The organism is Bradyrhizobium sp. CIR48, from assembly GCF_014198315.1.
In the GTDB taxonomy this organism is placed as follows: Bacteria; Pseudomonadota; Alphaproteobacteria; order Rhizobiales; family Xanthobacteraceae; genus Bradyrhizobium.
Map to the genome: position 1 here is coordinate 141,668 of NZ_JACIHG010000002.1, position 21,560 is coordinate 163,227.

At 64.3% G+C, this 21,560-nt stretch carries 19 protein-coding genes; 5 read left to right on the plus strand and 14 right to left on the minus strand.

Annotated features, from left to right (window positions below):
- Window positions 1-153: 153 nt before the first annotated feature.
- Window positions 154-1,950 (plus strand): caspase family protein, encoded by a 1,797-nt coding sequence (locus GGD66_RS07085; RefSeq protein WP_183257220.1) that lies wholly within the window; start codon window positions 154-156, stop codon window positions 1,948-1,950.
- A 284-nt stretch (window positions 1,951-2,234) separates the two neighbouring features.
- On the opposite strand, the gene GGD66_RS07090 is transcribed toward GGD66_RS07085, so the two are convergent.
- The 4 genes from GGD66_RS07090 to thiD form a co-directional block, all read right to left on the minus strand.
- On the minus strand, window positions 2,235-3,218 hold the full coding sequence (locus GGD66_RS07090; protein WP_183257221.1) for a threonine/serine dehydratase: 984 nt from the start codon (window positions 3,216-3,218) through the stop codon (window positions 2,235-2,237).
- Window positions 3,219-3,282: 64 nt separating this feature from the next.
- Window positions 3,283-4,326 carry a glycosyltransferase family 1 protein gene (locus GGD66_RS07095; protein WP_018317365.1) on the minus strand — a complete coding sequence of 348 codons (1,044 nt, stop codon included), beginning with the start codon at window positions 4,324-4,326 and terminating at the stop codon, window positions 3,283-3,285.
- 13 nt (window positions 4,327-4,339) lie between these two features.
- Window positions 4,340-5,152 (minus strand): UDP-2,3-diacylglucosamine diphosphatase, encoded by an 813-nt coding sequence (locus tag GGD66_RS07100; protein WP_018317366.1) that lies wholly within the window; start codon window positions 5,150-5,152, stop codon window positions 4,340-4,342.
- Between the two features lie 243 nt (window positions 5,153-5,395).
- Window positions 5,396-6,196 (minus strand): bifunctional hydroxymethylpyrimidine kinase/phosphomethylpyrimidine kinase, encoded by an 801-nt coding sequence (thiD, locus tag GGD66_RS07105; RefSeq protein ID WP_183230188.1) that lies wholly within the window; start codon window positions 6,194-6,196, stop codon window positions 5,396-5,398.
- Window positions 6,197-6,549: 353 nt separating this feature from the next.
- On the opposite strand from thiD, the gene GGD66_RS07110 reads away from it, so the two are divergent.
- Both GGD66_RS07110 and GGD66_RS07115 read left to right on the plus strand, forming a co-directional pair.
- The gene (locus tag GGD66_RS07110; protein ID WP_246788783.1) at window positions 6,550-8,493 is read left to right on the plus strand and encodes a PAS domain S-box protein; all 1,944 of its coding nucleotides are present in this window, start codon (window positions 6,550-6,552) and stop codon (window positions 8,491-8,493) included.
- 95 nt (window positions 8,494-8,588) lie between these two features.
- Window positions 8,589-8,834 (plus strand): Lrp/AsnC family transcriptional regulator, encoded by a 246-nt coding sequence (locus GGD66_RS07115; RefSeq protein WP_018317369.1) that lies wholly within the window; start codon window positions 8,589-8,591, stop codon window positions 8,832-8,834.
- 1 nt (window position 8,835) lies between these two features.
- On the opposite strand, the gene GGD66_RS07120 is transcribed toward GGD66_RS07115, so the two are convergent.
- Window positions 8,836-9,762, minus strand: a complete 927-nt coding sequence (locus tag GGD66_RS07120; protein ID WP_183257223.1) for a c-type cytochrome — start codon at window positions 9,760-9,762, stop codon at window positions 8,836-8,838.
- A 155-nt stretch (window positions 9,763-9,917) separates the two neighbouring features.
- Here GGD66_RS07120 and GGD66_RS07125 point away from each other — a divergent pair, with 155 nt between their 5' ends.
- Window positions 9,918-10,334: a CHRD domain-containing protein gene (locus GGD66_RS07125; RefSeq protein WP_018317371.1), complete on the plus strand. Its 417-nt coding sequence runs from the start codon at window positions 9,918-9,920 to the stop codon at window positions 10,332-10,334.
- Between the two features lie 73 nt (window positions 10,335-10,407).
- Here GGD66_RS07125 and GGD66_RS07130 read toward each other — a convergent pair whose 3' ends face one another.
- The 5 genes from GGD66_RS07130 to GGD66_RS07150 form a co-directional block, all read right to left on the minus strand.
- Window positions 10,408-11,691: a cystathionine gamma-synthase family protein gene (locus GGD66_RS07130; protein ID WP_092261109.1), complete on the minus strand. Its 1,284-nt coding sequence runs from the start codon at window positions 11,689-11,691 to the stop codon at window positions 10,408-10,410.
- Between the two features lie 307 nt (window positions 11,692-11,998).
- Window positions 11,999-12,448 (minus strand): cytochrome c, encoded by a 450-nt coding sequence (locus GGD66_RS07135; protein WP_092261107.1) that lies wholly within the window; start codon window positions 12,446-12,448, stop codon window positions 11,999-12,001.
- A 94-nt stretch (window positions 12,449-12,542) separates the two neighbouring features.
- Window positions 12,543-14,852 (minus strand): xanthine dehydrogenase family protein molybdopterin-binding subunit, encoded by a 2,310-nt coding sequence (locus GGD66_RS07140; RefSeq protein WP_183230198.1) that lies wholly within the window; start codon window positions 14,850-14,852, stop codon window positions 12,543-12,545.
- 161 nt (window positions 14,853-15,013) lie between these two features.
- Window positions 15,014-15,538, minus strand: coding sequence for a GNAT family N-acetyltransferase (locus GGD66_RS07145; protein WP_183230200.1), 525 nt, complete (start codon window positions 15,536-15,538; stop codon window positions 15,014-15,016).
- Between the two features lie 35 nt (window positions 15,539-15,573).
- A complete protein-coding gene (locus GGD66_RS07150) occupies window positions 15,574-15,849 on the minus strand; it encodes a DUF1127 domain-containing protein (RefSeq protein ID WP_183230202.1) in 276 nt (91 codons plus the stop codon).
- Window positions 15,850-16,541: 692 nt separating this feature from the next.
- On the opposite strand from GGD66_RS07150, the gene GGD66_RS07155 reads away from it, so the two are divergent.
- Window positions 16,542-16,691 carry a hypothetical protein gene (locus GGD66_RS07155; RefSeq protein WP_177237325.1) on the plus strand — a complete coding sequence of 50 codons (150 nt, stop codon included), beginning with the start codon at window positions 16,542-16,544 and terminating at the stop codon, window positions 16,689-16,691.
- Between the two features lie 202 nt (window positions 16,692-16,893).
- Here the strand turns inward: GGD66_RS07155 and GGD66_RS07160 are convergent, their stop codons facing one another.
- The 4 genes from GGD66_RS07160 to GGD66_RS07175 all read right to left on the minus strand — a co-directional run bounded on the left by GGD66_RS07160 (window position 16,894) and on the right by GGD66_RS07175 (window position 21,542).
- Window positions 16,894-17,349, minus strand: coding sequence for a DoxX family protein (locus tag GGD66_RS07160; RefSeq protein WP_092261218.1), 456 nt, complete (start codon window positions 17,347-17,349; stop codon window positions 16,894-16,896).
- Window positions 17,350-17,569: 220 nt separating this feature from the next.
- The gene (gene murJ, locus GGD66_RS07165) at window positions 17,570-19,096 is read right to left on the minus strand and encodes a murein biosynthesis integral membrane protein MurJ (RefSeq protein ID WP_183230203.1); all 1,527 of its coding nucleotides are present in this window, start codon (window positions 19,094-19,096) and stop codon (window positions 17,570-17,572) included.
- Window positions 19,097-19,337: 241 nt separating this feature from the next.
- Window positions 19,338-20,525, minus strand: a complete 1,188-nt coding sequence (locus tag GGD66_RS07170; protein WP_283806128.1) for a DegT/DnrJ/EryC1/StrS aminotransferase family protein — start codon at window positions 20,523-20,525, stop codon at window positions 19,338-19,340.
- 12 nt (window positions 20,526-20,537) lie between these two features.
- Entirely contained in the window at window positions 20,538-21,542 is a 1,005-nt protein-coding gene (locus tag GGD66_RS07175; RefSeq protein ID WP_183230205.1) for a Gfo/Idh/MocA family protein, read from the minus strand.
- Window positions 21,543-21,560 lie beyond the last annotated feature (18 nt).

Here is a 21,560-nt window from a genome sequence, read left to right on the forward strand (position 1 = left end):
CCCATTATCGATCGCTAACCATAGCAGGTTCCGAGCGTGATTCAGATCACGCAAGGCCACCATGGTGAGGGGGATCACGGACCTCAAGCTCGAACGCGGCGAGGCTCCCTCGCAACCAATCTCGCATCGAGATCAGTGCCAAAGGAGCACGCCATGTTCCGCCTAAAGCCTTTCCTGATGACAGCAAGCCTCGTGGGGAGCCTGTTCGGCTTCGCTTGCGGCCCTGTTTCCGCGCAAGTTGCCCCGGTCGAGCCGGCCCCCACCGCGCTGCAGGGCCCGGAGCAGCGGGTGGCGCTGGTGATCGGCAATTCGAACTACAAGAACGCGCCGCAGCTCGCCAATCCCGACAATGACGCCGAGTCGATGGCGAAGTTCTTGAACTCGGCCGGCTTCGAGGTGGTTGCCGCGACCGACCTGACCCAGAACGACATGCTCCGCGTGGTGCAGGACTTCTCCGCCAAGGTGTCCGCGCGCGGTCCGAACACAGTGGCGATGGTCTATTACGCCGGTCACGGCGTGCAGCTCGCCGGCGAGAACTATCTCGTTCCCGTCGACGCCAAGGTGTCGAGCCAGACCGAGCTCGTCAATAATTCGGTGCGGCTGGTCGACGTGATGTCGACGCTGGAGACGATCCCGAGCCGCATGCGTATCGTCATCCTCGATGCCTGCCGCAACAACCCGTTCCCTGATGTCAATGACGCCGGCCGCGGCCTTGCCATCGTCGATGCGCCGAACGGCTCGATCGTCGGTTACTCGACCGCACCGGGCGCTGAAGCGCTCGACGGCACCGGCGGTCACAGCCCCTACACGCAGGCGTTCCTGAACGTCGCACGCGAACCCAACGTGCCGATCGAGCAGCTGTTCAAGCGCGTTCGCCTGCAGGTGAACCAGTCCACCAGCGGTGCGCAGATCCCGTGGGAGAGCTCCTCGCTGACCTCGGACTTCACCTTCTTCGGCGACACCGCGGTTGCCGCCAACCGCGCGCCGGTCAGGGCACCGGTGGTGCAGATGGCCTCCAACCTGCCGAGCCGCTCGACTCGTCAGGCCTATGACTATGTCGTGTCGGAGGGCCGGCCGGAATATTATCAGGAGTTCATCCGGATGTACCCGCACGACCCGCTGTGCGACCACGTCCGCTGGCTGCTCAACAACATCCTGCTCTCGCAGGCCTGGCACAAGGCGGTGCTCGTGAATTCGCCGGTTGCCTACAAGACCTTCTATGACAGCTACGGCACCAGCCCCTATGCGCAAATGGCCCTGAAGCTGCAGATACAGCCGAAGCAGATCCCCTTGATGCAGGCGACCAAGTTCCTGGCTCCGCAGAACATTGCTCCGACCTTCAAGATCGGCAATCTCGGCCAGCCGAAGTACATGCCGCTGCAGCAGGGTAATGGCGGCCAGATCAACGGTAATCTGCCGGTCGTGCAGAAGCAGGTCGACGGCAATGTCATCGGCAAGCTCGGAAATGGTGGCCAGATCGGCAACCTGCCCTCGGGCAACAACCAGCCGAACGGCACGCCGTCACAGACCCCGGGCAAGATCGTCACCCTGCCTGCGCCGACCAACACGACCACCAGCAATGGCGGCATCGGCAAGATCGTCACCCTGCCGGCGACCAACAACAAGCCGGACGCTGGCAACGCCAATGGCAAGCCGGGCAAGATCGTGAGCATGCCGGTGAATGTCGGCAAGGGCGGCTCGACTGTCGACGTGAAGCCCGTTCAGACACAGAACAACCCGATCCGCGTCAACAACGGCAACACCGGCATCGTGAAGCCCAACAACAATCCGGTGAACAAGGTGCAGGTGCAGAACAACGTCCAGAACAACCGCCCGCAGCTCAACACGATGCCGAGCCGCATGGTCAACAGCAACAACAACTTCCGGCAGTCGATGAACCAGGCGCCGAGCATGGGCGGCGGCAACCGTCGCGGCGGCTTCATGCACTGATTGGGCAAGGAGAAGGTGCGCTCCCTCCCCCGCTTGCGGGGGAGGGTTAGGGAGAGGATCTCTCCACAACGGGACAATCCCCAAGAGGAAAGAGCCCCCGCCCGGCGCTTCGCGCCGACCTCCCCCGCAAGCAGGAGAGGTTGTACCGAGCAAGCGGTTAGTTCGATCCACAAGATCGACAAACACAAAAAAGGGGCAGAGCGGCAACGCTCTGCCCCTTCTTCATAAACCCTTAGACGTGGTCATTCCGGGATGCGCCGAAAGGCGCAGGCCCGGAATGACGGCTAGGCCACCAGCTCGGCGAACAGGTCGGCGTCGACATTGCCGCCGGAGAGCACGATCACGACGTTCTTGCCGGCAACATCGAGCCGGCCCGCCAGCAGCGCGGCGAGGCCGACGGCACCGCCCGGCTCCACCACGAGCTTCAGCTCGCGATAGGCGAAGGCGACGGCGGCGCCGACTTCCTTGTCCGACGCGGTGACGCCGCGCGCGAGCAGCTTGCTGTTGATCGCGAACGTCATCTCGCCGGGGATCAGGGCCATCAACGCGTCGCAGATGGTTCGGCCCGCTGGCGGATGCGGCTCGCGATGGCCGGCGCTCAGCGAAATGCCGTGATCGTCGAACGCCTCGGGCTCGGCCACCACGATTTGGGCCTGCGGATAGCGCGCCTTCACTGCGGTCGCGACGCCCGCGATCAGGCCGCCGCCGGAGGCCGGTGCCACCACGATGTCGGGGCTAAGGCCGAGGCCAGCCAAGTCTTCCGCGATCTCGCGGCCGGCGGTGCCCTGCCCCGCGATCACGAAGGGATCGTCATAGGGCCTCACCAGCGTCGCGCCGCGCTTTTCGGCGATGCCGCGCGAGATCGCCTCGCGGTCGTCCTTGTCGCGATCATAGAGCACGACCTCGGCGCCATAGGATTTGGTGCGCTCGCGCTTGGACAACGGCGCATCCGCGGGCATCACGATGGTCGCCTGCATGTCGAGGATTTTTGCCGCGGCCGCCACGCCCTGGGCGTGGTTGCCGGAGGAGAACGCCACGACGCCGCCGGCGCGCTTGTCCTGCGGGATCGAGAACACCTTGTTGAAGGCGCCGCGGAACTTGAACGAGCCGGTGCGCTGGAGCATCTCCGGTTTCAAGAACACCTTCGCGCCGACGCGCTCGTTGAGCACGGGAAAGGACAACAGCGGAGTGCGGATGGCGTAGGGCGCGATCACGCGCGCTGCGGCGTCGATATCGGCGGGGCCGATCGGGAGGAGCTGTTCGGTCATGGCCGAATGTTATCGCGGCCGATGAGGCCCGGGCAAGACACCTCCGCGCGAGGATTTGTCCTCGTCAGGCCACGAAGCGCGGCTGTTCCGCGCCGTTCCGGCCAGGCAGCACCGCGCCTACCGCCTCAATGCTGGCCACAAAGGCCCTCGCCGAGGCTTCCCAGGTGTAATTGGCCGCGAACGCGACGCAGTCCTGCCGAGAGATATCCAATGCCGCGAAGCAGGCGCTGCGCAAGTCGTGATCGAGCGCGCCGACCGGGGCATCACCGATGACGTCGCGGGGGCCCTTCACCGGGAAAGCGGCCACCGGCAGGCCGCTTGCGAGCGCTTCGAGCAGCACCAGGCCGAACGTGTCGGTCTTGCTCGGAAACACGAAGACGTCGGCGGCCGCATAGATATCCGCCAGTTCCTCGCCGTGCTTCTCGCCGAGGAAGATCGCATCGGGATAGGCCTCTTCGAGCGAGGCGCGCGCGGGGCCGTCGCCGACGATGACCTTGGTGCCGGGCAGATCGAGGTCGAGGAAGCCCTCGAGATTCTTCTCCACGGCGACGCGGCCGACCGACAGGAACACCGGCGCCGGCAGGCAGAGATCGATGGCGCGGGGGTGGAACAGCTGGGTGTCGACGCCGCGCGGCCACAGCACGACATTGTCGAAGCCGCGCTCGGTCAGCTCGCGGGCGAGCGCAGGCGTTGCAGCCATCACGGCGCGGCTGGCGCTGTGGAAGCGGCGCAGCGCCCGCCAGATCAGCGAGCCCGGCACCGGCACGCGGGCGCGGACATATTCGGGAAAGCGGGTGTGGAAGCTGGTCGTGAACGGCAGTCTGCGCTGGCGGCAGTAGCGGCGGACCATCAGGCCGATCGGCCCTTCGGTCGCGATGTGGATGCTGTCGGGGCGCGCCTCCGCGATCAGCTTAGCAATGCGCGCCGGACGCGGCATCGCCAGACGCACGTCGCGATAGCTCGGCATCGCAAAGGTGCGGAACGATTGCGGCGTCAGGAATGTGAATTCGACGCCGAGGCTTTTGCCGGCGTCGGCGAGCTTGGTCAGCGTCCGAACCACACCGTTGACTTGCGGGTGCCAGGCGTCGGTCGCGACCAGGATGCGCATCAGGCGGCCTCTGTTATGCAGCTCTGGCTGCGACCTGCGGGACTTGTGCCGGCTTCTGCAAATGATCCGCCCAGGTGATGATCTCGAAATGGCCGTCGTCGTGCTCGACCAGGGCCGTGCAGCTCTCGACCCAGTCGCCGCAATTCATGTAGCGGATGCCGCCCTCGTCGCGGATCACGGCGTAGTGGATGTGGCCGCAGATCACGCCATCGGCGTCGTGGCGCCGCGCCTCGGCGGCGAGCGCCTGCTCGAACGCGCCGATATAGTTGACGGCGTTCTTGACCTTCTGCTTGGCCCATTGCGACAGCGACCAATAGGGCACGCCAAACAGGCGGCGGAAGAAGTTGACGAAGCGATTCATCTGGATCGCGAAGTCGTAGGCCTTGTCGCCGAGATGGGCGAGCCAGCGCGCGTTCTGCACCACGAGATCGAAGATGTCGCCGTGGATGACGAGATAACGCTTGCCGTCCACGCCGGTGTGGACGGTGTTCTCGACGACGTCGATGCCGCCGAAATGCGTGCCGTAATAGTTGCGCAGGAACTCGTCGTGATTGCCGGGGATGTAGACGACCTTGGCGCCCTTGCGCGCCTTGCGCAGCAGCTTCTGCACGAGGTCATTGTGGGATTGCGGCCAGTTCCAGCTCGATTTCAGCGCCCAGCCGTCGACGATGTCGCCGACCAGATAGATCGTGTCGGCATCATGGTAGCGCAGGAAGTCGAGCAGAAGATCGGCTTGAGAACCGCGGGCTCCGAGATGAACGTCGGAGATGAACAACGTGCGAAAGCGCCGCTCCGGGCTCTCGTCACTCACATCGTAACTTCCCATGCGCCAGCCTGTAACAATGTCCCGTGACAGGGGGATGACCGATTGAACTTTTGAGGCACCTTCAGATACGAATCACGCCTTGCCTCGCCCTCTCCGCGAATATCAGTCGCATGCGACAATCAGGCGACATGGCGCCGCAGGGGGCGCCGCAGCAATCCTACCCTCCCCCTCCAGGGGAGGGTGAACTACCCACACGAGCAGCGCTGAACAGACGAACGCCTGCGCTCCCGCTGGCCGCCCGCCTCAGTAGAACTTGTGGAAATGATGGACCGGGCCGTGGCCATGACCGACGCTGAAGCGGTCAGCGGCTGCGATGGCCGCGCTGATCCAGGTCTTGGAGTTGCGCACGGCAAGCTCCAGACCTTCGCCCTTGGCGAGCCCCGCCGCGACCGCCGAGGACAGCGAGCAGCCGGTGCCATGGGTGTTGCGTGTGGCAACGCGCGGCGCCGCAAGCGCGATCGTGCTTTCGGACGTGACGAGATAGTCGGTGCTCTCGGCGCCCTCGCCGTGTCCGCCCTTGATCAGGACCGCACCGCAGCCGAGCGCCAGCAGGCGATGCCCCTGGGTTTCGATCTCGGCCTCGCTTGCCGCGATCGGCTCGTCGAGCAGAGCCGCGGCCTCCGGCAGATTGGGCGTGATCACCGACGCCAGCGGTATCAGTTTTGTGCGGAGCGCGTCGACGGCCTCGGATGCCAGCAGGCGGTCGCCGGAGGTCGCCACCATCACGGGATCGAGCACGACGTGCCCCGGCGCCCAGCGCGACAGCGCGGCCGCGATCGCATCGATACTGGCGACCTGGGCCACCATGCCGATCTTCACCGCGCCAATGTCGAGATCGGAAAACACCGCATCGATCTGCGCGGTGACGAACTCGGCCGGCACCGCATGAATGCCGGTGACGCCGCGCGTGTTCTGCGCGGTCAAGGCCGTAATGACGGACGCGCCGTAGACGCCGAGCGCGGCAAACGTCTTCAGGTCGGCCTGGATGCCGGCGCCGCCGCTCGAATCGGAGCCGGCGATGGTGAGTGCGACCGGGGTCGTCATCGCCGGGCACCTTTGCTGGATAAGGACACCGCCATGACCTGTCCTAGCGCGGCCGTGGAACACCGGCAAGCGCGCCGAGCCGCGGCCGATAGTGATTCGCGACGCCGTGCATTCCCTGCGAATCAGGCAAACAGCGGGCCGGCTCGCCCCGCAATCGTGCGGACTTGAAAATGCAACCGCGCCGGACCCTTGGTATAGTCTCGAACCTCACCTGCTTCGCCGAAGAGCGCGAGGTGAGAGTGGAACTGTCCAGCGACACCCATGTTGCGGGCTCCCGGCCCGCAAGCCGCCTGGAACGGAATCTTGGGGTGGGAATGATGTGGGCCTTTTTTGAACGTCTCCTCGACTCGTCCATGCTGTCGCCGCACGGCATCTGCCTGTTGTGGGAGCCTGAGCTGATCTGGCTTCACGTCGTGTCCGACGCCTGCATCGCCGCCGCCTATTTTTCGATTCCGTTTGCCCTTGCGATCCTGGTCACCAAGCGGCGCGACCTCAAGTTCGGCTGGGTCTATTGGGCCTTCGCGATCTTCATCATGGCGTGCGGCCTCACCCATGTGCTGTCGATCTACACGCTCTGGGTCCCGGTCTATGGCATCGAGGGCATGGTCAAGGCGGCGACCGCGGTGGCATCCGTGGTCACGGCGGGCGCGCTCTGGCCGCTGCTGCCGAAGATCCTGACGATCCCCTCGCCGTTCGAGCTGCGGCAGGTCCAGGCCGCGCTCGAGGAGGAGGAGATCAAGAGCCGGGACGCGACGCTGCTGCTCAAGCAGGTCAGCGACGCCCAGCGCGCGATGCGCGAGAGCGTGGCGCGCCTCACCGCGATCGTCGAGACCGCGGTCGACGGGGTCATCCTGCTCGACGCGCAGGACCATATTCTGCTGTTCAATCCGGCCTGCGAGCGCTTGTTCGGCTACTCTGCCGACGAGGTCATGGGCCGGAACGTCAGGATGCTGATGCCCGAGGCGGGCACCGCGCCCGACAGCCACGCAAGGCATTTCGCGACCGCCGGCGAGGCCATCGGCCTGCGCAAGGACGGTTCGACGTTTCCGATGGACGTGTCGGTCGGCCGGACCCGGCAGGACGGCGAATTGATCTTCGTCGGCATCGTCCACGACCTGACCGCGCGCAAGCTGACCGAGCAGCAGCTCCAGCAGGCGCAGAAGATGGAGACGGTCGGTCAGCTCTCCGGCGGCATCGCCCACGACTTCAACAACCTGCTCACCGTCATCATCGGCAACGCCGAGCATCTGAGCGAGCAGCTCAAGGCGAGGCCCGACCTGCGCCGCTTTTCCGAGGACATCTGCCAGTCGGGCGAGCGGGGCGCCGAGCTGACGCAGCGCCTGCTCGCGTTCAGTCGCCGCCAGTTGCTGCAGCCCCAGACGATCGATTGCCGGGGCCTGCTCGAGTCCATGTTCAAGCTGCTCAAGCGCACCTTGCGCGAGGACATCGAGATCAGGACGGCTTCCAGGCCCGGCACGATCATGGCCTTCGCGGATCGGGCCCAGCTCGAATCCGCCGTGCTCAACCTTGCGCTCAATGCGCAGGATGCCATGCCGGCCGGTGGTCATCTGACCCTGAGCACGGAGTTGACGACACTCGACGATGACTATCGCGCCCTTCACCCCGAAGTCGCATCCGGCAGCTATGTGTTGATCTCGATCACCGACGACGGCGAAGGCATGACGCCGGACGTCACCCGGCGCGTGTTCGAGCCGTTCTTCACCACCAAGGAGGTCGGCAAGGGCTCGGGCCTCGGCCTCAGCATGGTCTATGGCTTCGCCAAGCAATCCAATGGCCATGTCACCATCTACAGCGAGCCGGGCCTTGGGACGACGGTCCGGATCTATTTGCCGCGCGCGGACATCGGACCATCGCACGCCGAGCTTTCCGATGGCGAGGACGCGGCGCCCCGAGGATACGAGACGATCCTGATCGCCGAGGACGATCCGTTCGTTCGCTCCTCCGCCATTCGCAGGGTGGAAGCTCTCGGATATCGCGTCGTTGCCGCGGTCAACGGCAAGGAGGCCTTGCAGCAGCTGCGTACCGAGCCCGGTATCGACATGCTGTTCACCGACATCGTGATGCCCGGCGGCATGAGCGGCTGGGAGCTCGCCGACCAGGCGCGGCGGATTCGTCCCGGTCTGCCGGTCCTGTTTACCTCGGGCTACGCGCTGGAGACCCTGGTCGAGCAGGGCCACGCGCATGCGCAGGCGATCGTGCTGACCAAGCCCTATCGCAAGGTCGAGCTCGCGCAGCGGCTCAGAGATGCATTCGCCGCGGCCGTGGTGACCTCCTAAACGAGGGACCGGCATCTGGCGGCCGGCAAGTCCGCTTGCTAAATCGGGCCGGGTTTGGCCTATTAGCCGCCAGATACGCTTTCGGAGTGCCCGCGATGGTTCCTTTTTTCGTCCAGATCAAATGCAAGCTCGGCCAGTCCTATACGGTCGCCAATGCGCTTGCCGAAGCCGAGATCGCGTCCGAGATCTACTCCACGGCCGGCCAATATGACCTCCTGGTGAAATTCTACGTCGACAAGGACACCGATATCGGACATTTCGTCAACGAGAAGGTGCAGGTGCTGCCGGGCATCCAGGACACCCTCACCATCATCACCTTCAAGGCGTTCGGCGCCAGCTGAGCTAGCCAGCTTCCTTGCGCTTGGGCCGCGGCGGACCGTCGACCGGCGGCAGCGATTTGAGATAGTCCGCCATCGCCGCAATATCCGCGTCTGACAATTGCGAGGTGTTCTTGATCACCCGCCTCATCGCGCCGCCGACGCTGTCGCCGTCGGGCAAGTCGCCGGTCTTAAGCAAATCGGCGATATCCTTGGCGCTCCACTCGCCGAGGCGCTTCTGGGTGATGTTGGGGACCCACCCCTCGCCTTCCGGATTGGGCCCGCCGGCAAAGCGCTCGCCCGAGATGATGCCGCCAAGCGCGTTGCGCGGGCTGTGGCATTCGGCGCAATGGCCAAAACTGTTGACGAGATAGGCGCCGCGATTGAATTGCGGCGACTTGGTGCCGTCGACGACGAGCGGCCTGTCGTTCAGAAACAGGAATTTCCAGATGCCGACGTTGCGGCGGATGTTGAACGGAAAGCCGACATCGTGGTCGCGCACCTTGCCGGCAACAGACGGCAGCGTCTTCAGATAGGCGAAGAGATCGAGCACGTCCTCGCGCCTTGCGTGCTGATAGGACGTATAGGGAAAGGCAGGAAAATAATGCTGCCCGCCTGGCGAAACCCCGTGCATCACCGCGTTGACGAAGTCGGCGTCGGTCCATTTGCCGATGCCGTCGTTCGGATCGGGAGAGATGTTCGGCGCGTAGAACGTTCCGAACGGCGACTTGATCGCGAGGCCGCCACCGAGCTTGACACGGTCGGGCTGGTCCGGAGTGGCATGGCAGGACGCGCAGCCCCCGGCGTTGAACATGGCCTCGCCGTTGGCAAGGTTTGCCACGTGGGCCGGCGCATTGCCCGCGGCCGCCACCACTGGCGCGCTGAGCCACCAATAGACCACGGCAGCAGTGACCGCGGCGAGCAGCCCCACGAGAATTGTTCGTTGCAACATGCGGATCCATTCACTCGTCGTCGCGAACCTAAGACTGATGCCGTCGCAACTCCAACCACGAAGAATTTAGCCAGCCCCGGCCGGAAACGGGAATAAACTGAAACGCCGGCTGTTGAAAGTTTGGCAGCCCGAACGGGCTCAGCAGGGAGAATGTCATGAACAAGACCGTCATTGCCGCCTTAGCGCTCGGTGCCGTTGCTTTTGCCGGCCCGGCCAGCGCCGAAAAGCTGAAAGCAACGCTCGACGGCAAGTCCGAGGTGCCGGCAACGACCACCAGCGGCACCGGAACCGCCGATCTGGACTATGATGCCGCCAGCAAGAAGCTGTCGTGGACCGTCACCTATTCCGGGCTCTCCGGGCCCGCCACCGCCGCGCATTTCCACGGCCCGGCCGAGGCCGGCAAGAACGCAGGCGTGGCCGTTGCGATCCCGAATGCGGCCGCGAGCCCCGTCAAGGGCGAAGCGACGCTCACCGACGCGCAGGCCGCCGATCTGCTCGGCGGCAAGCTCTACATTAACATCCACACCGCGGCGAACCCGGGCGGCGAGATCCGCGGCCAGGTGACGAAGTAAGCCGCGACGCTGCTTCGTTGCGTGAAGGCCGGGCGCGGGAGGGGCGTCCGGCCTTTTCGATTCCGGCCGCGCCTTAAGCCGCGTTCAGCGCCTGCGTGAGGTCGGCAATCAGGTCGGAGGGATTCTCGATGCCGATCGACAGCCGGATCGTGGAATCGAGCACGCCGATTTTCCGGCGGATGTCGGCGGGAACGCCGGAATGGGTCATGGTCGCGGGCAGGCTGGCGAGCGATTCCGTGCCGCCGAGGCTGACCGCCAGCTTGAGGATCTGCAGCGCGTTGAGGAATTTCACCGCAGCATCCTTGCCGCCGACGATGTCGAACGAGAAGGTCGATCCCGCCCCCAGGCATTGCCGCGCGAACACACGCCCGGCCGGCGAGGCCTCCTCGTGATGACCGAGATAGTGGACCTTGGCCACCTTGGGGTGATCACGCAGATAATCCGCCACGAGGCGCGCATTCGCATCGGCTTTTTCCATGCGCAGGCTCAGCGTCTCGAGCGAGCGGTTGATCATCCAGCAGGAATGCGGATCGAGCTGGGTGCCGATGGCGCCCCGGAGCGCCTTGATGCCTTTCATCAGCGCCTTCGAGCCGAGCGCGGCGCCCGCGATCAGATCGGAATGACCACCGACATACTTCGTGAGCGAGTAGAGGGAAATGTCGGCGCCGTGCTCGATCGGCCGCTGAAACACCGGTCCGAGCAGCGTGTTGTCGCAGGCGATGATCGGCGTGTGTCCCTGGGCCTTGCCGATAGCGTCGGCGATGCGGCGGATCATGGCGACATCGACCAGGCCGTTGGTCGGGTTGGCCGGGGTCTCGATCAGGATCATCGAAACGCGGCCCTTGGCCATGGCCTCCTCCGAGGCCTGCTTGACGGCGGCTTCGTCGATCCCGTCGGCAAAGCCGACGGCGCCGATCGACAGGCGGGCCAGCGTGTTCGTCAGCAGCGTTTCCGTCCCGCCATAGAGCGGCTGCGAGTGCAGGATGACGTCGCCCGGGCGAACGAAAGCCAGGATCGTGGTGGCGATGGCCGCCATGCCGGACGAGAACAGCGCGCAGCTCTCGGTGCGCTCGTAGATCGAGAGCCTGTCCTCGACGATCTCGCTGTTGGGATGGTTGAAGCGCGAATAGACCAGACCCGCACCCATGCCTTCCGGCGGCTCGCGCCGACCGGCGACGAAATCGAAAAAGTCCTGCCCGTCATCGGCCGTCCTAAACACGAAGGTAGAGGTCAGGAATACCGGCGGCTTGATGGCGCCTTCCGACAGTTGCGGATCATAGCCATAGGTCAGCATCAGCGTTTCAGGGTGCAGCATGTGATTGCCGATGTGGGTCTTCGACGGAAACGGTTTTGCCATGGCCTGTCTCGCTGTTGATTGGGGTCTTCGCCGCGCGTTGGAACTCCTGATGTAATGAGGCAGTCGGGAAAGAGGTGCGCCTCGTCGCATCAACGCCACGGCCGTTGGCTCGAAGATAGCTGCTCCGGCAGCGATCCGTCAGACCTTGCGCACAGAAAAAGGGCGGTCGCTATCGCAACCGCCCTTCATAATTCCAATGCAGTATGTAGCCCGGACGAGCGAAGCGACATCCGGGACAGACTATCAACTCGGCTGGCCCCCCCCCGGATATCGCTTCGCTCATCCGGGCAAGGGACTCTGTAACCCGCTATTTCAACTTCACCCGATAGGTCTCGTGGCAATCGTTGCAGCGATCATTGATCGCGGTATAGGCCGCCTTCAAGCTCGCGACGTCGGTGATCTTGCCTTTGGCGTCGGTGATCGCCTTCTGCACCGGAGGAATCTTGGAGTCGAAATCGGCCTTGTTCTGCCAGACCTTTTGCGAGGCACCGTACGTCGCGTTCACCACGTCCTGCTTGGGATTGACCTCGAAGGTCTTGGCGATCTTGGCGACGTCGGCCTCGATGCTGGCAATGGCCTGATCGGCAGCCTTCCGGTCGAAGGGGATTTCGCCCTTCGTCATCTTCTGGATGACGCCATACTGGTTCTTGGCGATCGAGCGCATCAGATTGTCCTGCTGGACGGCAATCTCCTGTTGCGCCATCACGGCGCCGGCCCCCAGCAAAAGGGTGCCCGCGACAATCATCGTTCTTTTCATTGGCTAACGTCTCCGGCTCGCAGAGGTGAGGATGGGCCCATCCATGGATAGAACCCCGCAGCGGGCGTTTATTCCCGCCGCGGAAGAATCCCGCCTAGAGGCTGTGGCGGCGATGGTGCTCGCTGATGGCGATCCACACCCGCTCGGGGGTCGCGGGCATGTCGATGTGGTCGATCTTGTACTCGCGCCAGAGGGCGTCGACGATGGCGTTGACGACGGCCGGACAGGAGCCGATTGCGCCGGCTTCGCCCGCCCCCTTCACGCCCAGCGGATTGGTCTTGCAGGGCACGTTGGCGGTCTCGAACACGAAAGCCGGCCCGTCCGCCGCGCGCGGCAGTGCATAGTCCATGAAGGTCGCGGTGATGAGCTGGCCGTCATTGGGCCCATAAACCACCTGCTCCATCAGCGCCTGGCCGATGCCCTGCATGGCGCCGCCATGCACCTGGCCGGCCAGCAGCAGCGGGTTGAGCGTCTTGCCGAAATCGTCGACGATCACGTAGTTGACGATTCTGATGATGCCGGTGGCCGGATCGATCTCGACCTCCGCCAGATGCGTCCCGTTCGGGTAAGTGCCGTCGGCACTGGCGAAGGTCGCGCTGCCGTTCAGCTTCGACGGATCGGCGCCGGGCCGCTTGGCAAGGTCGGCGAAGGAGATCGAGCGGTCAGTGCCGGCGATCCGGATCACGCCATCGGTGATCTCGAGGTCGCCCGCACTTGCTTCCAGCGCTTGCGCGGCGAGCTCCTTCAGCTTCTTGCCGAGATCGCCCGCAGCACGCTCCACGCAGACGCCGCCGGTGGGAATCGAGGCCGAGCCGCCGGTGCCGAGGCCGGTCGCGATCTCGTCGGTGTCGCCCTGACGGATATGCACGCGCTCCGGCGGCAGGCCGAACTGCTCTGCGACGATCTGCGCATAGGCGGTCTGGTGGCCCTGCCCGCTCGATTGCGTGCCGATCAGCACGGTGACGTCGCCACTGGGATCGAGACGGACGTTGGCCGTCTCCTCACCCATCACGCCGCAGATCTCGACGTAGCTCGCAAGACCGATGCCGCGGATCAGCCCGTTCTTCTTGGCCGCCTTGGCGCGCTTGCCAAATTCCTTCCACTCGGCGATCTCCATCGCGCGCTTGAGATGCGCGGCGAAATCGCCGGAATCATAGACCTTGCCCGTCGCGGTCTTGTAAGGCAGCGCCTTCGGCGGAATGAAATTCTTGCGACGGATGGCATCGGGCGTCATGTCGAGCTTTCGCGCGCAGGCGTCGACGAGACGTTCGATGACGTAGGCCGCCTCCGGCCGCCCGGCGCCGCGATAGGCATCGACCGGCACGCTGTGCGTGAAGATGGTGCGCACCCGGCAGTGGAAGGCCTGGATGTCGTAGAGGCCCGGCAGCATGCCCGCGCCGCCATGCGGGATGTAGGGGCCGAAAGTCGACAGATACGCGCCCATGTCGCCCATCAGGTCGCAGTCCATGGCGAGGAACTTGCCGTCCTCGGCCAGCGCCATCTTCGCAGTGGTGACGTTGTCGCGGCCCTGCGCATCGCCCAGGAAATGCTCGGAGCGATCTGCCGCCCACTTCACCGCCTTCTTCAGTTTTCGCGCGGCGACCGCCATCAGGGCGTATTCCCGATACGGAAACAGCTTCGTGCCGAAGCCGCCGCCGACATCGGGGCAGATCACCCGCATCTTGTCGGTGGGGATGTTGAGCACGTTCTGACAGAGGATGTCGCGCAGGCGATGGCTGCCCTGGCTGCCGATCGTCAGTGTCAGATGGTCGCGCTTGGCGTCATATTCGCAGACCGCTGCGCGCGTTTCCAGGAAGCTGGCAACCACGCGCGGATTGACGATGGCAATCTCGGCGACCGCATGCGCCTTGGCGAAAGCAGCTTCCGTCGCCGCCTTGTCGCCGATCGAGACGTCGAACAGCACGTTGCCGGCCTTGTCCGGCCAGACCTGCGGCGCGCCTTTCTTCACGGCATTGACGACGCCGGTCACAGCCGGGAGCTGGCTCCATTTGACCTCGATCGCCTCGATCGCATCGCGCGCCTGGTCGATGGTCTCGGCGACGACGAAGGCGACGGCATCGCCGACGTGGCGCACCTCGTCCTTGGCCAGGATCGGGTATGGCGGGCCGGTGAACGGATCGGTCTCGAGGTTGAACAGGCAGGGCAGATTGCCGAGATCCTTGACGTCATCGGCGGTCAGGATCAGCGCTACCCCGGGCAAGCCGCGGGCGCGGCTCACATCGATGGTGTATTTGGCATGCGCGTGCGGCGAGCGCAGCATCAGGCAGCGGAGCGCAGCCTGCGGCGCGTAATCGTCGGTATAGCGGCCCTTGCCGCGGATGAGCGCGTCATCCTCCTTGCGCAGCACGCTTTGGCCAACGCCGAACTTGATGGGAGCCGCCATTTTATCTTCCCGTTCTCATGGTTGTTTTGCCGGGCATATTGCCGTGGAAAAACCGGCAAGGCAAACGGCTTTAGGCGGGCCGTTTCCCATTGGGGCCGATGATTCGAAGCCACCCCCGACAGTTCTGGCGCGGCCAGGTCGGACAGCCGTGGGAAACGGCGTTAACGGCTGAATTTCCTGACCATAAAGTACTTGTCGTAGGTGGCCTCTCCTATGCGGACGGCAGCGGGATCGGTACCGTAGATTTCAAAGCCGTTACGCTTGTAGGTGTTGATTGCAGCGGTCGATTCGAGCAGGACGGCGAGATGCACCTGCTCGACGCGTGTCTCGGCATGGGCAAGAAGCTCCTTGATGAGCCGATCTCCGACCCCTTTACCTCGGCTCTCCTCCCTCACGTAAACCGTGAAGATGTTGCCCCTGTGCTGCGATCGCCGATCTGACGATACGTAGAAGCCCGCGACGCCCATCAAGCTCCCGCATCGAAATGCGCCGAGGATCATTCCATCCAGCCAACGGCGATAAGCCGCCATCATCGGCTCCCCGCCCGCATCCTCTTCAGCAGAACCAAACGTTTGAGGGTGCATCTGAAGTGCCTGCGCGCGAATGTCGCGAAAAAGATCGAGATCATCGACATTCAATCGTCGGATTTCCACGTCCGCCTGAGCACCGGCAGCATGCGATATCATGATCGCCTCCTCTCCTTGTCGCAGTGAAGAATCCGTCACATCCCGCCACGGCCCCACAGAGTCCTCGTGCTGTCTCTTAATCTCTCGATGGCGCGTTCAGGCGCGATGCAATCGATATCGCCGCGCGTCAGACCGATATCGATCAGCTCCCTGTCGCTGAGATCCTGCAAGGCGACCCCTGCGCGCGGCCGCCAATCCTGAAACGCCCGCCAGTATCGCCTGAGCAGGCTCTGGACGATGGAGAGGTCGAGGCCACGCCTTGCGGCGTCGACCTCCGTCGCGGCTGTGATGTTGGTCTGTTGTGGTGGCATCGGATGCTCCTGCTGTTGAGCCGGCAGGGAGCGTGGCCAAACAAAAGGCCCCGTCCGATGCCGGCGGGGCCTGGTGGAAAAGATGTCGTCGTCGAATTGCTAGCGCACGACTCCTTCCACGGCCCAGCCGAAGCGGGTCATGTGGTTGCGGTTGACGGTGCGCGAGCATTTAATCATGCAGCGCGTATAGCACGCCGATCGCGCAAAATCAAGAGATGTGCCGATGTCCGTTGCACCCTGGGGGCGAGCACCTGCTTGCCTAGCCGCGCTCGAGCGAGACAAGCCAGCTGCGGCCAACAGGATGAGATCGCGAGAGCATGGACAATCGTGCCGCCAACGGCGAGCAGGACGAGTGTCAACTCGTCATGGAAATGCATCGAGGCGAAAGCTGAACCGCAATTAGCCAGAACGATGCGGCGAGGATGATCCCGGTCAGCAGTAATTTGGCGAGCGACATCAGCTAGGCACGGTCAAGCACGAGAAAGCCGCGCCGCGCGGCAAAGAAGAGCACCAGCAGCAGAATGGTCCAGCTTTCCGGCGTACACTCAGACGCCGTGCTTAGGCGATGTCATGGCGAGCTAACGGTTCTTCCGAGTGTTTCAGCATCTTGCCACTTTTAAGAGGACTTGTCGGGTGGGTTCAGATCGGCAACACTGCTTGGATTTCCAGTAATTGCTTTGATGGGTGTCCTCATGCCCGAAACATTGGAAATCCTGTTGTGGTGTGCCGCGCTCGCGACGTGGCTGATGCTTTCCTTCAGGATAATAAGCGAGCGCCTGAAGCCGCTCTCAAATCTCGTCAGCCATCTGCTCGAAGTTGCTTTCAGGCACAAGGCGAAGTGACGTAGTAACGGCCGCAAAGGCACGGCTTGGCAGCTGCCGAGCTGGCACAGCTGCGCCTCGCGTTGATGGCGTCAAGACGAACGGACCAAGCGGCACATCGTGCGGCTGCAACCTCTCGCAACCCTACTGGGGCCGACGATGCTCACTCGAAGCAAGTTATTGGCTATCAGGCTGAGGAAACGGCTGAAACGAACAACGCTGCTTAGCCTGCCAGCCTCCGATCGAGGGAGAACCGGCCTCCTCCGGTGACCAGGATCAACAGAGCGCCTCCTGATATCGAGATGTTCTTCAGGAAATTATTGTACTGCCCGATCTGTTGCGGACCGGCGGGATATTCCCAGTAACGATGTGCGATTGCAGTCGCCGACAATACAAACAGAAAGATCAAAATTGCGCAGTAGCGCGTACCAATGCCGAGTATCAAACCAACCGATATCAGTATTTCCAGGATGACGGTGGTCGTCGTGAACAGCTGCGGCACTGGAAGGTTGAGCGACCGAAAATAGCCCACTGAGCCACTGAAGTTGGAAAGTGCTCCATACACGCTTCCAACAAACACCCATGCAAGCAGGATGCGGCCGATCAGGATCAGCAGGTCGGCATTGCTGGTGGCGAACTGGTCGATCCGAGATGTGGACCAGGGAGAGCGAAATGACATGGTCACTGCCTCATCGCGTTGCTACCTGAGGACGGTACCTGAATATCGTATCACGATTGGCGAACCGCATGAAGGCCGCCCCGCGAGGCATGACGCACTGTAGACCCCTGGTGCATCCGAGGCCCAACAAACGGTCCATCCGCTCACGGCGTTGGCCGCGTTCAAAGCGATTCTTCGGCGCGGTGACGGCGGGCTAGGCGTGTTGGCTTTCGGCACACGCCTAGCCGCGCACCAGCGAGACCAGCCAGCTGCGGCCGAACAGGATGAGGATCGCAAGCGCGTAGACGATCGTGCCACCGACGGCCAGTAGGACCAGTGTCAACTCGTCGTGGAAGCGCATCGAGGCGAGAGCTGAAGCGCTGAAGTGCGCGATCAGCCAGAAGGCGGCGGCGAGAATGATCCCTGTCAGCAGGAATTTGGCCAGCGACATCAGCCAGGCGCGGTCGAGCACGAGAAAGCCGCGCCGCACGGCGAAGAACAGCACCAGCAGCAGATTGGTCCAGACGCCGATGGCGGTCGCGAGCGCAAGTCCGATCTGCGCGAGCGTCCCCATCAAGGCAAACTTCAGCGCGACGTTGACGGCGATGCCGGTCAGCGACGCCCGCACCGGCGTCGCCGTATCCTTGCGCGCATAGAAGGTCGCAACCGCGCTGCGGATCAGCACGAACGGGATCAGGCCGATGGCGTAGGCTGCGAGCGTGCCGCCGGCGGCGACCGCGTCGGCCTTGGAGAACGCGCCGCGCGCGAATAGCGCGCGCATGATCTCGTCGGGCACGGTGAGGAACGCGGCCACGAACGGGATCGAGAACAGCAGCGTGAAATCGAAAGCGCGGCGTTGCGCCTTCATCGCACCGTCATGGTCGTTGGCGGTGATCCGCCGCGACATCTCCGGCAGCAGCACGGTGCCGATGGCGATGCCGATCACGCCAATGGGGAGTTGGTTGAGCCGGTCGGCGTAATAGAGCGCCGACAGCGCGCCGGCCGGCAGGAAGGTCGCGATGATGGTGTCGGCGAACAGCGCCACCTGCGTGCCCATCGAGCCCAGCGTCGCGGGGCCGAGTGCCTTGAAGAAGCCGCGGACGTCTTCGTCGAGCTTGAGCGGCGCAAACCGCGGCAGACCGCCATGGCGGGCGAGATCGCCGGCGAGCAGGAAATATTGCAGGAAACCGGAGATCAGGACGCCCCAGGCCGCGGCGTGGCCCGCGCTCGGAAACCAGACGGCGACCGCCAGCGTCATCATCATCGAAACGTTCAGGAAGATCGAGGCGGCCGCGGCGCTGGCAAAGCGCTGCATCACGTTGAGCATGCCGCCATAGAGGGTCACCAGCGTGATCAGCAGGAGATAGGGAAAGGTGATCCGGGTCAGCTCGATCGCGAGCTTGCGCTGCTCGGCATCCTCACCGAAGCCCGGCGCGAGGATACTCATGGCCTGCGGCATGAACAGCCAGGCGACGATCAACAGCGCCACCTGCGAGGCCAGCAGCAGCGTGAAGATGCGGTCGGCGAACAGGCGCGCCGCCGCCGCGCCCTTTTCGCCATGGACATGCGCATAGGCCGGCACCCAGGCGGCGTTGAAGGCGCCCTCGGCGAAGATCGCGCGAAAATGATTGGGCAGCCGGAGGGCGACGAAAAAGGCGTCGGCCACGGGGCCGGCGCCGAGGATCGCCGCGAGCATGATGTCGCGGGCAAACCCCGTCAGCCGCGAGAGCAGCGTGTAACCACCGACCGTGAAGATGCGTCCGAGCATGCGTCTGTTTTAGAGACTAATCAGCCTAACGATAAGGCTTTGAAGTTTGACGTGATCAAAAAAGACGGGCGCTCGGCCTGCGATGCGCATTGCCGTGCCCTCGAGGGCAGCGACGCTGGTAGATGCAAACTCAATCGGGTGAGGGGTATCTCTCAGCGCATACCGTGTGGAGAGAGACCCCTCACCCGTCTCGCCGCTATGCGGCGAGCCACCCTCTCCCACAGGGGGAGAGGGTAAGCGATCAGCCCGCAATCGCGCCGCGGACGGCGGCGATGATTCGCTCCTGATCGGCTTCGGTCAGATAGGCGTGCATCGGCAGGCTGATGACGTCCTGCGACAGGCTCTCGCAACCGGGCAGGCCGCCCTCGGCGACCGGATATTGCTTGTAGGCGGTCTGCTGATGCATCGACTTGCCGTAATAGATCGCGGTCGGCACGCCCTGGGCTTTCAGCGCGGCAGCGAAGCCGTCGCGGTCGGTGCCCTCAGGGAGACGGATCGTGTACTGCGCCCAGACCGAGGTGTTGCCGGGTGCCAGGCGCGGCACGGTGACGACGTTGCTCAGGCCCCGCGCGTAGCGCTCGGCGACCTTGTTGCGGGCGGCGATCTCGTCGTCGAAGATCTTCAGCTTCTCGATCAGGATCGCGGCCTGCATGGTGTCGAGCCGGCCGGTCAGGCCGAGGCGGACGTTGTCGTATTTGTCGACGCCCTGCCCGTGCACGCGGATGCTGCGCAAGGTGGCCGCGAGATCGTCGTCATCGGTGAAGATCGCGCCGCCGTCGCCGAAGCAGCCGAGCGGCTTTGCGGGGAAGAAGCTGGTCGTGGTGGCGAGCCCGAAGGTGCCGAGCTTGCGGCCCCTGTAGCTCGCACCGAACCCTTGCGCGGCGTCGTCGATCACGAACAGGCCTTCGGCCCTGGCGATCTCGGCGATGGCATCGTGGTCGGCGGGCTGGCCGAACAGATCGACCGGAATGACCGCAACCGGCTTCAGGCCGGCCTTGCGGGCGGTTGCGATGCCGCGCTTGAGCGACTCCGGGCTCATGTTGAAGGTCGTCTCGTCGACATCGACGTAGACAGGGGTCGCGCCCATCCGGGCCGCCGGCGACGCGGTCGCGATGAAGGTGAAGGACGGACACAGCACGGCATCGCCGGGACCGACGTTCTTTGCCATCAGCACCATGAGAAGTGCGTCGGTGCCGCTGGCGCAGCCGATCACGTGCTTGGCACCGCTATAAGTCGCGAGCTGCTTCTCGAGCTCGGCGACTTCAGGGCCATTGACGAACTGGCAGTGGTCGAGAACGCGCTTGACCGCGGCATCCAGCGAAGCGCCGAGCCGGCGGCGCTGCGAGGCGACGTCGATGAAGGGAATGGGTTCGGAACGCAGATGCTGGTTCATGACCTGGCTCTTGGCGCCTTCTTGAATGGTCGACATGGATGAAGGGGTTCAGCCGGCGACGCGGCGCGGGCCCTTGAGGGCGGGCGATTTGGCCGCGGGCCGCGACGGCGTCTCCAGGCACTGCGTCGCGATCTCGAGGCTGGCGACGCCTTCGTCGCCGGTGACCGCCGGCGTCTCGCCGTTGCGCACCGCCTTGAGGAACGCGATCAGCTCGGCACGGAGCGGCTCGTCATGTCCGACCGGCAGATGCCGCATCGAGTAGCTGCCGTCCGGCTTGAAGCCGAAGCACTCGGTGACCTGGCGCGTGAGCAGATCGCCCATCACGTATTTGCCGCGCGTCGCGACCGTGACGCTGCGCGCCTTGAACGGCGTCAGCCAGTTGGTGTTGATGTGGGCGAGCACGCCGCTCTCGGTGCGGAACTGCAGCAGCGCGATGTCCTCGCGCTCGGCGACCGCGCTCGACAATTGCGGCTGCACCTCGACGATGTCGGATTCGGTGAACCAGCGGATCAGGTCGATGTCGTGCACGGCGAGGTCGATGACGACACCGACATTGGACATGCGCGGCGGGAACGGGCCGACGCGCGTGATCGCGATGGAAAGAATGTCTTCGCCCGCGATCGCCTGCTTGACGGCGGCGACCGCCGGATTGAAGCGCTCGACATGGCCGACCATCAGCGTGACGCCGGCCTTTTGCGCGGCAGCGACGATCTCGCGGCCCTCCTCCACCGTGGATGCGATCGGCTTCTCGACCAGAACATGAATGTTCCTGGCGATGCAGGCGAGCGCGACCTCGTGATGCAGATGGGTGGGAGCTGCGATGGTGACGGCGTCGACGCCTTCGGCGAAGAGCTGGTCGAGCGTCTCGAAGCTTGCGCAACTGGCAAGTTCCGTCGCGCGTGTGCGATGTGCCGGCGAAGGATCGACGACGCCGACGAGGCTGACGCCGGGAAGACCCGCAAGCACGCGCGCGTGGTTGCTCCCCATCACGCCAGCGCCAATGACGCCGACGCGCAAGCCGGCCTTTGCCGGTGCAGACCCTTTGGAACTCATCTGAGTAAACCCCGATTC